Below are 12,340 nucleotides of genomic sequence, written 5' to 3' on the forward strand. Positions count from 1 at the left end.
CATCCATTAGGAGGCTTTTGAATAAAATTTAAACAGGCTCTAAGTTATGGTCGAATTTTTGTCCTCATTTTATTTACGTATTAATATAGTTTGTTAATTATTGTCAATTAAATTATCTTTCCTTGTGATTTGAATTCTCTTTCGCTAAAAAAAACGATGGAATATCCCTATCAACGAAAAAAGCCGTATATTTGTCGTTGAGACAATATTCTTTTATTTCATATACATAAAATAAACTATGGGCAGAACTTTGGTTATCGGTGCCGGCGGGGTAAGTACCGTGGCAGTTAAGAAAATGGCGATGAACGCTGACGTGTTTACGGATATTATGCTTGCGAGCCGTACAAAAAGCAAGTGCGACAAGATCGCGTCGGATATTAAAAATATGAATGTGCTTACGGCACAGGTAGATGCTGATAAGGTAGACGAGCTGGTTCGTCTGTTCGAGGATTTCAAACCGGAATTAATCGTTAATTTGGCTCTACCGTATCAGGATTTGCACATCATGGATGCCTGCCTGAAATATGGTGTCAGCTATCTGGATACGGCCAACTACGAACCGCTTGATGAGGCAAAATATGAATACAGCTGGCAATGGGCGTATAAAGACCGCTTCGAAAAAGCCGGTCTGACAGCCATTCTCGGATGTGGGTTCGATCCGGGCGTAACCGGAGTATTTACCGCCTATGCCGCCAAACATCATTTCGACGAGTTGCATTACCTCGACATCGTAGACTGCAACGCCGGCGATCATCACAAGGCTTTCGCCACTAACTTCAATCCGGAGATTAACATCCGCGAGATTACCCAGAGAGGTAAATATTTCGAGAACGGAGCATGGCACGAAACCGATCCGCTGTCGGTACATCAGCCCATTCACTACCCGAACATCGGTCCGCGCGAATCGTACCTGATGTATCACGAAGAGTTGGAGAGCTTGACGAAGAATTTCCCGACCCTCAAACGCGCCCGTTTCTGGATGACGTTCGGACAAGAATACCTGACTCACCTGCGCGTGATGCAAAACATCGGCATGACGAGCATCAAGCCGGTATTGTACAACGGGGTAGCAATCGTACCGATTCAGTTCCTGAAAGCCGTATTGCCCGATCCCGGCGAGCTGGGAGAGAACTATACGGGCGAGACGTCGATCGGTTGTCGCATCCGCGGAATCAAAGACGGCAAGGAACGCACCTATTACATTTATAATAATTGTAGCCACGAGCAGGCGTACAAGGAAACAGGTGCGCAGGGCGTAAGCTACACCACGGGCGTACCGGCGATGATCGGTTCGAAGATGTTCTTCAAAGGGCTGTGGAAGAGACCGGGCGTGTGGAATGTCGAGGAATTCGATCCTGATCCATTCATGAAAGAGCTGAACGAGCAGGGATTGCCCTGGCATGAAGTATTCGATGGCGATCTGGAGTTGTAATATCCGGTATATAACGACGTAAAAGCGAACATATATTGATCGCATAAGTTTAAAAATCACGTAAATTAAGATATGGCTATACAAATAGGAGATAAAGTGCCTGACCTTTTGGGACTGGATCAGAACGGAAAAGAAGTGAAAGTAAGCGATTACAAGGGACGTAAAATAGCATTGTATTTCTATCCGAAAGATAACACGAGCGGCTGCACAGCCGAGGCATGCAGCTTACGCGATGGATATGAAGCACTGAAAAAAGCCGGCTACGAAATCATCGGGGTAAGCAAAGACAGTGCCAAATCACATCAGGCATTTATCGAAAAGCAAAACTTACCGTTTCGATTGATTGCCGATACGGACACGACCTTGCAACAGCAATTCGGTGTTTGGGCAGAAAAGAAAATGTATGGACGCACCTATATGGGCACCTTGCGTTACACGTTTCTGATCGATGAAAACGGAGTGGTCGAAAGAGTTATCGAGAAAGTCGACACGAAAAACCATGCGCAGCAAATCCTAAACGAAAAGTAACTAACACTGTAAAACAGCAAGAAATAAACCGTTATGGCAAAAGAAAAGAAAGAAGAGACAGCCGTCAACACAGACAAACTGAAAGCCTTGCAGGCGGCGATGGAAAAGATCGAGAAGAGCTATGGCAAAGGAGCGATCATGACGCTGGGAGACGATCACATCGAAAATATCGAAGTGATTCCTACCGGCTCGATCGGGCTGAACGCGGCTCTTGGGGTGGGAGGTTATCCGCGCGGACGTGTAGTCGAGATCTACGGACCGGAATCGTCGGGTAAGACGACGCTCGCCATTCATGCGATTGCCGAGGCACAGAAGATGGGTGGCATTGCGGCTTTCATCGATGCGGAGCATGCATTCGACCGGTTCTACGCGCAAAAACTCGGTGTCGACATCGACAACCTGCTTGTTTCGCAGCCTGACAGCGGTGAGCAAGCTCTTGAGATCGCGGAACAACTGATCCGCTCGGCCGCCGTCGACATCATTGTGATCGACTCGGTTGCCGCCTTGACGCCGAAAGCCGAAATCGAAGGCGAAATGGGCGACAGCAAAATGGGACTGCAAGCCCGTCTCATGTCGCAGGCTCTGCGTAAACTGACGGCCGCCATCAGCAAAACAAAAACGTCATGTATCTTCATCAACCAGTTGCGTGAAAAGATCGGCGTGATGTTCGGGAACCCCGAAACGACAACCGGAGGTAACGCACTGAAATTCTATGCTTCGGTACGCATCGACATCCGTCGTATCAGTACCCTCAAGGACGGAGACGACGTGAAAGGTACCCAGGTGCGCGTGAAGGTGGTGAAAAACAAAGTGGCGCCGCCATTCCGGAAAGCTGAGTTCGACATCATGTTCGGCGAAGGCATTTCGCGCGCCGGCGAGATCATCGACTTGGGAAGCACGCTGAACATTGTCAAGAAAAGCGGCTCATGGTTCAGCTACGGCGATACGAAGCTGGCTCAGGGACGCGACGCCGCCAAGCAGTGCATCATCGACAATCCCGAACTGGCAGACGAACTCGAACAGCAGATATTTGAGAAGCTGAAAGGGTAACATGTCCCGCAAAGAAACTTATCGTACATTATGCCGGACAGAAGAAAGCCTCCCGGTTTTCTCGCGCGACTGGTGGTTGGATGCGGTATGTGGCGAAAAGCAATGGGACGTTTTGGTCATCGAAGAGAAAGGGCGCGTTGTCGCCACCATGCCGCTATATATTCCAACCGGCGGTGTGGTCTCGATGCCCTGCTACACGCAGGCCATGGGGCCGTGGTTCGCCCCGCTCTCTCACGACACCAAATACACTACCGCACTGGGATACCGTCAGACGCTGGCTTCGCAACTGACGGAACCACTGAAAGCCTATCGTTTCTTTCTCCAGAATTTCAGTTATGAAATCACGGACTGGCTACCGTTCTACTGGGAAGGCTACACACAAACGACACGTTACACCTACCTGCTGAAAAACATCGGCGAGACCGACCGGCTCCTGTGCCGGATGAGTCAGAACATCCGCCGTAACCTCATCAAGGCGAAAGAGCATCACGGCATCACGGTAAAGACGGGCATTCCGACGGAAGCGTTTCTTGCGATTCAGCAAAAAACATTCGAGCGTCAGGGCACGGTGAACCGGCAAGACCCGAATGTACTGAAAAGACTGATTGACGTTTGTCGCCAGCGCGGGCAAGGCGAGATTTTCGGAGGATATGACAACGACGGACAGCTCCATGCCGCCGCCTTTATCGTATGGCAGAGAAGCTCCGCATACTACATTGCGGGAGGAGGCGACCCGCTGCTCCGTCATTCGGGCGCGCACAGTTTAGTTCTTTGGGAAGCCATTCAGCATGCCGCGCATCATACGGACACGTTCGATTTCGAAGGGTCTATGATCCCGGGCGTAGAACGGTTTTTCAGAGAATTTGGCGCCATCCAGACCCCCTACTTCACAATATCTCGCGGAAAACGGAGTTGGATAGACAGGATCAAAATCAAATGGGCGCAAACGAGATGACGGATATCGAATCATACATCGTCCGGTTCCTGTTAGGCGATCACCTGACGGAGGACGTGTACCGGCTTGTCGGCTACACCTCCGATCCTCGCGACTATGCAAAGTATAAGCTCGTAATCGTTCCGTCGGGATTCTTCAACGAAGAGGTTTACGGAACGCCTTCTACCCTGCCCCGTCTGCCTCTCCCAACGATTGAAAACATCCCGCTGCTGTTCGGAGTGCCCGACGTCACACGTGAGGGAGACACTCTCGTTACCCGTGCTGATTTCATCGCGAGCGCCTTCTTCCTGATAAGCCGTTACGAAGAATGGATGCGGAAAGACTGTCGCGACGAGCACGGACGATTCCCCGGAAAGGAATCGTTACCCACCCGCGGCAAGTTTATCGCCCGGGCCGTGATCGACGAGTACGGCAGTCTGCTGCGGCAGTGGTTGCGACAAGCCGGATGCGACGCACCCGATCCACCCGAAGCGTTCTGCCGGATCCATCTCACGCACGACGTGGATGCTCCGTTCCGCTGTCGCACGTGGAAGCATGTGGCACGGGAAACGCTGAAAGGAAACCTATACCACGCTTTGCGATGGAAATACGGCCAACTCGAAGACGATCCTCTTTACACCTTCCCATGGATGCTGAAACAAGGGGAGAATATGCGAAAAATCTTTGGCGAGGAGATCTGTCAATCCATCGTGTTTTTCCGAGCGGGAGGAAGCGATGCCAGAGACAAGCCGCACTACGACCTCAATGACAAAGACATACGGCAGTTGCTCAAGCTATGTCGCGAACAGGAAGCCATCATCGGGCTGCACACCAGCTACGAGGCCGGTCGACAACCGGGACTTATTCTCTCGGAGAGGCTGACTCTTGAGAAGGCGTCAGGCTGCGCGATCACACAAAACCGCCATCACTTCCTGACCTCACGCGAACCGGAGGATATGGAAGCGATCGAAGCGGCCGGCCTGACGGACGATTACACCATGGGATATGCCGACATCGCCGGCTTCCGGCTCGGTACAAGTCGCGCCGTACGATACATCAACCCGGCTACCCGGCGCCTCTCCCCCTCGCTCACCCTCCATCCGCTTACGGTCATGGACAGCACGCTGAGCGAACCGAAATACATGAATCTGGACGAAGGACAGGCGCTTCGCTACTGCATGCACCTGGCCGACACGACCAGAAAAACGAACGGAGAACTCACGCTTCTCTGGCACAATACCTCCGCGACGTTGCGTTGCGGATACTTGAAAAATCTATACAGCAAAATCTTATATTGGCTCACCATGTAACAATTATCGAACGGATATGAAAATAGTAACCATTATCGGAGCACGTCCGCAATTTATCAAAGCGGCCATGATTAGCCGGGCGATTATCGAACATAACCGCCATTCGGAAGGCGAACGTATCGAAGAGAAGATCCTGCATACGGGGCAGCACTACGACCGGAACATGAGCGAAATCTTCTTCAACCGGCTGGGAATACCGCAGCCCACGTGGAAGCTGCACTGCGGAGGCATCGGCAGTCATGCGAAGATGACGGCGCAGATGCTTGTCGAGATCGAAAAGGCTTTGCTCGAAAGCATGCCCGACCGCGTACTCGTCTACGGCGATACCAACTCTACCCTCTCCGGCGCGCTGGCAGCGACACAACTGCATATCCCGGTCGCGCATGTGGAGGCCGGTCTGCGCAGCTTCAACCGGAAGATGCCCGAAGAAACGAACCGCGTGCTGACCGACCATATCGCCAGCCACCTGTTCTGCCCCACATACGCCGCCATCCGTAACCTTCGCGACGAAGGCATCACCCGCAATGTATTTCATTCCGGCGACGTGATGTACGATGCCGCTCTGACCTTCGGCAAGGTGGCCGAAGAGCAGTCGACGATCATGTCGACGTTGGGGCTGAGCCGTCGTTCGTTCTACCTCTGCACGGTACATCGCGCCGAGAATACGGACGACAAGGATCGACTAACGCAGATCGTTCACGCCCTGAACGAGATAGCGACGCCCGACCGGCCTGTTATCTGGCCGTTGCATCCCCGCACCGAACTGTATCTCGACACGTATCGTCTTCGCGAAACGCTCGCGGCTCACCCCGCAGTCAAAATCATCGATCCGGTCGATTACATCGATATGGTCATGCTTGAAAAAGAGGCAGCAACGATTCTGACCGATTCGGGCGGCGTACAGAAAGAGGCCTATTTCCATCGCACGCCGTGCATCACGCTGCGCGAAGAAACGGAATGGACGGAGACGATCGAGGCCGGATGGAACCGGCTGTCCGGCTACAAAACCGGTAAAATCATCCAGAGCCTGCATATCGAGTCCGAACGCAAGGAGATTGAAGAATACGGCGACGGACACGCTGCCGAGAAAATCATCCAGACACTCTGCTCATGAAGCGTGTGCTGATACTTTGCGATCAGTTTCCGCCGGCTTTCGGGCCACGCATGGGCTACCTGTGCAAGTATCTGAAACAAAACGGATGGCATCCGACCGTGCTGTCGGAGTATCTTCCCGACGAGACTTTCGCTTTTCTGAAAGGCGATACCGACGTCTCGTTCATTCGCTACTACCATTCCGGAAGTCGCGGGGAATGGCTGAAAGTCCTGCTGCTCGAAGTGTTTTTCGGGTACAAGAACCGGCGTATGGCGCAGGAGGCGGAGAAAAAGCTCCGACAACAACGTTACGACGCGTTGCTTTGCAGCACCTACCGGAACTTCCCGCTGCCGGCCGCGCGAAAAATCGCCCGGAGGCATCGCCTGCCGTTCGTGGTCGATCTGCGCGACATCATTGAGCAATACACGGGCAACGAGTACATCGCCCATTCGCTCCCCCAACTGTTCGGCATGGAGCAGCTTATCGCGCGGCTGTTCCGCAGCCACAGCATCCGGCAGCGGAACAAGGCGTTGCGTCAGGCCGACTGCGTGACCACCGTCTCCCCCTGGCACGTCTCCGTGCTGCAACGTCTGAACCTGAACACGCAACTGATCTATAACGGATTCGATCCGGAGCTGTTTGTGCCGGTCACTATCCGCACCCCGGTATTTCGCATCACCTATACCGGACGCCTGCTCAGTTCTTCGATGCGCAATCCGGAGCTGCTTTTCAAGGCCGTCGCGCGGCTTTCGGGCGAAGGCGTCATCACTCCGGAGACATTCCGCATCCGCTGGTTCATCGACCCGCAGTCGAGGCGGCTGCTTGAGCAAGAAGTGAAAACGTATCCGATCGCCGACTATATGGATTATCCCGGTTATGTGCCGGCCGCGCGTATCCCCGCCATCCTCAACGAAAGTTCGATGTTGCTGCTGCTGACGAACAAGGCGGACGCGAACGGCCCCAAAGGTATCATGACTACGAAATTCTTCGAAGCGCTGGCCGTCGAGAAACCGATACTTTGCGTGCGGGGCGACGAGGGATGCCTCGAAGAGGTCATCAGCCGAACGAAGTCAGGCCTGTCGGCACACAGCGAAGAAGAAGTGTACGCGTTTATCCGGCGATATTACCTCCAATGGCAGACGGACAAGGCCACCTCGATCGACGTGAACCGCGAAGAAGTGCAATCGTTCTCGCGCGAGACGCAGACGCTCCAATTCATCCGTATTTTCGAACAAATCGCACCGCATCATGCATAATACGTTACACGTCGTCGCGCTCAATATCCCGTGGCCGACCAACTACGGCGGGGTCATCGATATTTATTACAAGATCAAAGCTCTGCACGAGTGCGGAGTCCACATTATCCTGCATTGCTTCGAATATGAGCGGCCGCGCGCAGCTGAGCTGGAAGCGATCTGCGAGGAGGTGCATTATTACCGTCGGCGGACGGGATGGCAGACGAATATCTCGTTGCTGCCGTACAACGTGTACAGCCGTAAGGACGAGCGTTTGCTCCGGAATCTGCGGAAAGACGACTTCCCCATTCTGTTCGAAGGACTACACACGTGTTACTACTTGACCGATCCCGCGCTGGCGGATCGTATCAAGATCTTCCGCGGATGCAACATCGAGCACGATTATTACCATGCCATCGGGCAGGCGGAGCGTCATCCGTTGAAGAAGCTGTTTTACCATATCGAGGCCGAACGATTCCGGCGATTCGAACGAAAGGTCGAGGACGCCCAAATCATGCTGGCCGTATCGACGAAAGACTGTACGTATCTGCGGAAGACGTTCCCGAAGAACCACGTCGAATTTATGCCGTGCTTCCACGCCAACAACACCGTCACCTCGCAAGAAGGACAGTCTGACATGCTCCTCTATCATGCAAAATTGTCGGTCAAGGAGAATGAGACGGCGGCGCTTTACCTGATCCGTAACGTGTTCGGCAAGCTCTCGCCGTTCCGCTGCGTCATTGCCGGCATGGACCCTTCGAAAACGCTGCTGAACGAAGCGGCACGCTATCCGAATATCTCGGTCGAAGCCAACCCGAGCGCGGAACGGATCGACCGGATCATCAGCGAAGCACACATCCATCTGCTGGTGACGTTTCAAGATACCGGACTGAAACTGAAACTGCTGAACAGCCTCTTTGCCGGACGCCACGTGGTCGTCAATCCGCCGATGCTCGCCGGCAGCGGGTTGGATGAGTTGTGCCACATCGCCGAGACACCGGAGCAGATGATCGCCACCTGCCGACAGCTGATGAAGCAGCCTTTCACCGCCTCCGAAATCGAACGACGCGAACAATGGCTGTTCCCCACCTACTCCAACCATTACCAAGCCGAACGACTCGTCCGAATGATTTGGTGAATGCCCGAAAGACATTTGGATACAGTAATCACGATAAAAACGCTTGTTTTTATGAGCTGAAAATGACTTATGGCTGAATCATTCAACCAATCATTAGTAACGTTTTTTTAAGCAGCCGGAATAATCCGGCCCCTCTCCGAGGAGAGCTTTAAGGGGGAATGAGACGGGTTTCATCCCTTCATATAATGCAATACCCCCCTCTGTATGGGGGTAAAACCCGCAGCAAGAAGGGGACGATTCGATCGAATGAGGGTATGAAATCGAGTATATCAATACCTCCACTCCCCCGAATGCGTTTTCCCGGATTTTTATATTGAGTTTTACCGGACGAACTATCCAGATTTCAGATGTAAAAGCATGGGGACTTAACATTAAACCCGGTTTATTGAACCAACCATTAATCGGTCTTTGTCCATACTTATATCAAAGTTATTAATTATTGAATTATTAACAAACGTACGACAACAATATTAATCTAAATCTATAATCTCTCACTCGAAAAAAGAAGCTGCGTTGCAAAAAAGATGTTGACGCAGCCCTCTTTTTATGTTCCTATCCCTACGGTTTATTTTACGATTGGATGATGACCCGCCGGGTTGGCGCAAGGTGTTTATGCCGATATTCGATCCGTTCCACGACGTTGGCGGCCAGTTGCCGGAATGCGGCACCCGTGATCGTGTCGGGGTTCAAGGCCGCCGGTGCGCCGGAATCTCCGCTTTCGCAGATGCTTTGCACGAGCGGAATCTGTCCGAGTAGGGGTACGTTCAACTCTTCAGCAAGCTGTTTACATCCTTCTTTTCCGAATATGTAGTATCGGTTTTCCGGCAGCTCGGCGGGAGTGAACCATGCCATATTTTCAATAAGACCTAATACGGGGACGTTCACTTTCTCTCCCAGAAACATGCTGATCCCTTTGCGTGCGTCGGCCAAAGCGACCTGCTGAGGCGTACTCACAACGACGGCGCCCGTGATGGCGAGTGTCTGCACGAGTGTCAGGTGAATATCGCTCGTGCCCGGCGGGAGGTCGATCAGCAGATAATCGAGCGCCCCCCAGTTGGCCTCGGCAATCAGTTGTTTGAGTGCATTGCAAGCCATCGCGCCACGCCACAGTACGGCATCGTTACGGTCGACGAAAAAACCGATGGAAAGTACTTTTACACCGTAGTTCTCGGCCGGGCGTATTAGATCGCGGCCTCCTATTTTTTCGAGTGTCGGACGAGCGTCTTCTATGTTAAACATCTTAGGCTGTGATGGTCCGAAAATATCGGCATCCAGCAGTCCGACGCTATATCCTTCGGCGGCCAGCGCTACGGCGAGATTGGCCGAGACGGTGCTTTTGCCTACTCCGCCTTTTCCGGAAGCTACGGCGATGATATTCTTTACATCGGGAAGCAACTTTTCCGGCTCCGGACGTTTTTCCTGCAGGGCTTTAACCGAGATATTTCCTTTGATGTCGATCTCGGGAGAGATGTAGGTGAGAATCGATGTTTCGGCCGCTTTTACAACGGATTGGATAAACGGATCGTTCGGTTTCTCAAAGATGAGTGTAAACGATACCTTGGAGCCTTCGATGCGTATGTTGTCTTCGACCATTCCGGCTTCAACCAAATTCTTGCTGGTACCCGGGTAGCGCACCTTTTCGAGCGCTTCCAGAATTAATTTCGGATAAAGTGTCATAATAAATTGTTTTATTTATACGTTTGTGAGCCTGCTCGCCTGCTTCTGTTGTAGCTGCGGTAGGCATCGGGTTCAATGTCTATGTCGGGTTCGATCCACGTTTCGCGCGGCTGGCAGACGAAGCGGAGGTATTTGATATTTAAACCGCGTTCGAGCCACTGTTGTTCGTAATATGTTTGGATGGACAAGATATCGTCGGCAGCTCCCGAATGATAGAGGTCATCCGTGCATGCCTTAACAGGTAGGCCATTAGACTTTATCATCTCAGCCGTGTAAGTGAACATAAAATGACTGTCTGTCTTGAGATGAATGAGACCGTCCGTACGAAGTATTTCACTGTACATACGCATGAAACGCGTGCTTGTCAGTCGTTTGTTTACTTTTTTCATCTGTGGGTCGGGGAAGGTGAGCCATAATTCAGCGACCTCGCCGGGGATGAAGAAATGACTGATCCGTTCGATCTCGGTACGCAAAAAGGCGACATTCTTCATTTCAGCTCCGAAAGCTTCCTTGGCGCCGGCCCACATACGTGCACCTTTGATATCGATTCCGATAAAGTTTTTATCGGGGAAAAGGCGTCCCAGTCCAACCGTGTACTCGCCGCGTCCGCATCCAAGTTCGAGAACGATGGGGCGCTCGTTTTTAAATACTTCCGCATGCCAACGGCCTTTCAGCGGACAACCTCCCTGGGCCTGCAACACTGCATACGGGTATTGGAAGACGTTCGGTAACGCTTCCATCTCCGCAAACTTTTGTAATTTGTTTTTTCCCATGAGGCACAAAGATACGGAAAAATATTGGAAGAGTTTGGGAGGGGAATAAGCCTTTTGATAGACAATCCTCCCCAAACACGTCGGCTATACAGTTTAGAACGGAATCCGTTTCCAAGGACTTTGAGGTTTTTCGGAAAGTTCTTTTGCATATAGGTGAATCAGAGCACTGGCTTCGTCTACACCGCCCCAAAAGTATCGACCTACGACATAACTATCACCTAAAGCCTTCCAGGATCCGAGTGTTGCATGAGCGAGTTGATCGGCTGCTTGTAAATAACTCCATGCCGTTTCCTCATCAATATATCCGGCATCGTAACAAGCACGGGTAATGAATGACAGTCGAGCCACATCCCAACCTGCCACACCGATTCGTGCCAAATCCTCCATATCCGTGATGGTCCCTTCTTTTTTCATCGCTTCCAGGGCCTCTTGTAAATTATTCAAAAAAAGAACGGCACGTTCCATTTCTTCGGATGTTTTGAAATGAGCAAGAAGTATGTCTTCTTTTGCCTGATCACTGGTTTGTTTCATTGCTTCGACTACGGGAAGGAAGAAATAACGATGCCCCACGTCCCGCAGGCGGTCGAGCGTTTCCAATGCGTCATCCGTATTTTGAATTCCCCACCATTGTTCGAGGATTATATTGCATCGATCGTTTTCGATATGAAGTTTAAGGGTATCGAGACGTGCATGCTGTTGTGACGAGTATACAGCTCCGAGTAATATAGAGCGTTGTTTATCAATGCTCAGAGGGTTGTTGGAGGTCACATTGAATTTTCCTGTGGCGGCACGGAAAATAGCCTTAAACATACGCCGTTTAGTCACGATAAAATAACCTACGAAAATAATTCCGATCAGAATCAAGACATGCGTTGTGTAATCTGGAGATGTTTGCTGCTCTAAGGAGAGAGTTTCATTAGCTCCAAACTGAATAGCATTGCTCTGAGCAACCGCATGAATAAAAAAGAAAAAAGTTTTCATTTGACAATGTTTTTAAAATTAATTGATGATTATCCGTATTTATACCTAAACTCATTTCTATAGGTTACGCAAGCTACGAGCAATCTTCCAAAGAGAGCTTCTCCCCAGTATCTGCGATTAAACTTGTAACAGAATTCATCGAGATAGTTTTGCAGGAATTCAGGTTTGATGTCATGAAATGTGTTTATC

General features: G+C 51.3%; 11 protein-coding genes and 1 pseudogene. 8 read left to right on the forward strand and 4 right to left on the reverse strand.

The genetic code is table 11. From position 1 onward, the window contains the following. The first annotated feature begins 238 nt into the window (after positions 1-238). From EII41_RS12120 to EII41_RS12155, 8 genes are all read left to right on the forward strand, one after another. A complete protein-coding gene (locus EII41_RS12120) occupies positions 239-1,432 on the forward strand; it encodes a saccharopine dehydrogenase family protein (RefSeq protein WP_124790802.1) in 1,194 nt (397 codons plus the stop codon). A 72-nt stretch (positions 1,433-1,504) separates the two neighbouring features. Next, on the forward strand, positions 1,505-1,960 hold the full coding sequence (bcp, locus tag EII41_RS12125; protein WP_124790803.1) for a thioredoxin-dependent thiol peroxidase: 456 nt from the start codon (positions 1,505-1,507) through the stop codon (positions 1,958-1,960). Positions 1,961-1,993: 33 nt separating this feature from the next. Next, positions 1,994-3,010 carry a recombinase RecA gene (gene recA, locus EII41_RS12130; RefSeq protein ID WP_124752412.1) on the forward strand — a complete coding sequence of 339 codons (1,017 nt, stop codon included), beginning with the start codon at positions 1,994-1,996 and terminating at the stop codon, positions 3,008-3,010. Between the two features lies 1 nt (position 3,011). Next, positions 3,012-3,965, forward strand: coding sequence for a GNAT family N-acetyltransferase (locus tag EII41_RS12135; RefSeq protein ID WP_124790804.1), 954 nt, complete (start codon positions 3,012-3,014; stop codon positions 3,963-3,965). Beyond that, the gene (locus EII41_RS12140; protein WP_260425580.1) at positions 3,947-5,254 is read left to right on the forward strand and encodes a polysaccharide deacetylase family protein; all 1,308 of its coding nucleotides are present in this window, start codon (positions 3,947-3,949) and stop codon (positions 5,252-5,254) included. Before EII41_RS12135 ends, EII41_RS12140 begins: the two co-directional genes overlap by 19 nt. A 16-nt stretch (positions 5,255-5,270) precedes the next feature. After that, positions 5,271-6,368, forward strand: a complete 1,098-nt coding sequence (wecB, locus tag EII41_RS12145; RefSeq protein ID WP_124790805.1) for a non-hydrolyzing UDP-N-acetylglucosamine 2-epimerase — start codon at positions 5,271-5,273, stop codon at positions 6,366-6,368. Beyond that, positions 6,365-7,603 carry a glycosyltransferase gene (locus tag EII41_RS12150; RefSeq protein ID WP_124790806.1) on the forward strand — a complete coding sequence of 413 codons (1,239 nt, stop codon included), beginning with the start codon at positions 6,365-6,367 and terminating at the stop codon, positions 7,601-7,603. Before wecB ends, EII41_RS12150 begins: the two co-directional genes overlap by 4 nt. Beyond that, the gene (locus tag EII41_RS12155) at positions 7,596-8,720 is read left to right on the forward strand and encodes a glycosyltransferase family 1 protein (RefSeq protein WP_124790807.1); all 1,125 of its coding nucleotides are present in this window, start codon (positions 7,596-7,598) and stop codon (positions 8,718-8,720) included. Before EII41_RS12150 ends, EII41_RS12155 begins: the two co-directional genes overlap by 8 nt. Before the next feature lie 570 nt (positions 8,721-9,290). On the opposite strand, the gene EII41_RS12160 is transcribed toward EII41_RS12155, so the two are convergent. From EII41_RS12160 to EII41_RS12175, 4 genes and pseudogenes are all read right to left on the reverse strand, one after another. Beyond that, on the reverse strand, positions 9,291-10,397 hold the full coding sequence (locus tag EII41_RS12160) for an Mrp/NBP35 family ATP-binding protein (RefSeq protein WP_124790808.1): 1,107 nt from the start codon (positions 10,395-10,397) through the stop codon (positions 9,291-9,293). An 11-nt stretch (positions 10,398-10,408) separates the two neighbouring features. Beyond that, a complete protein-coding gene (gene trmB, locus EII41_RS12165) occupies positions 10,409-11,170 on the reverse strand; it encodes a tRNA (guanosine(46)-N7)-methyltransferase TrmB (RefSeq protein ID WP_124790809.1) in 762 nt (253 codons plus the stop codon). 93 nt (positions 11,171-11,263) lie between these two features. Further along, a complete protein-coding gene (locus EII41_RS12170) occupies positions 11,264-12,151 on the reverse strand; it encodes a DUF1266 domain-containing protein (protein ID WP_124790810.1) in 888 nt (295 codons plus the stop codon). A 29-nt stretch (positions 12,152-12,180) separates the two neighbouring features. After that, positions 12,181-12,340 (reverse strand): annotated as a pseudogene (locus EII41_RS12175) (IS1595 family transposase); the annotation flags it as partial.

It is taken from the genome of Tannerella forsythia (genome assembly GCF_003860135.1).
Taxonomy (GTDB): Bacteria; Bacteroidota; Bacteroidia; order Bacteroidales; family Tannerellaceae; genus Tannerella; species Tannerella forsythia_A.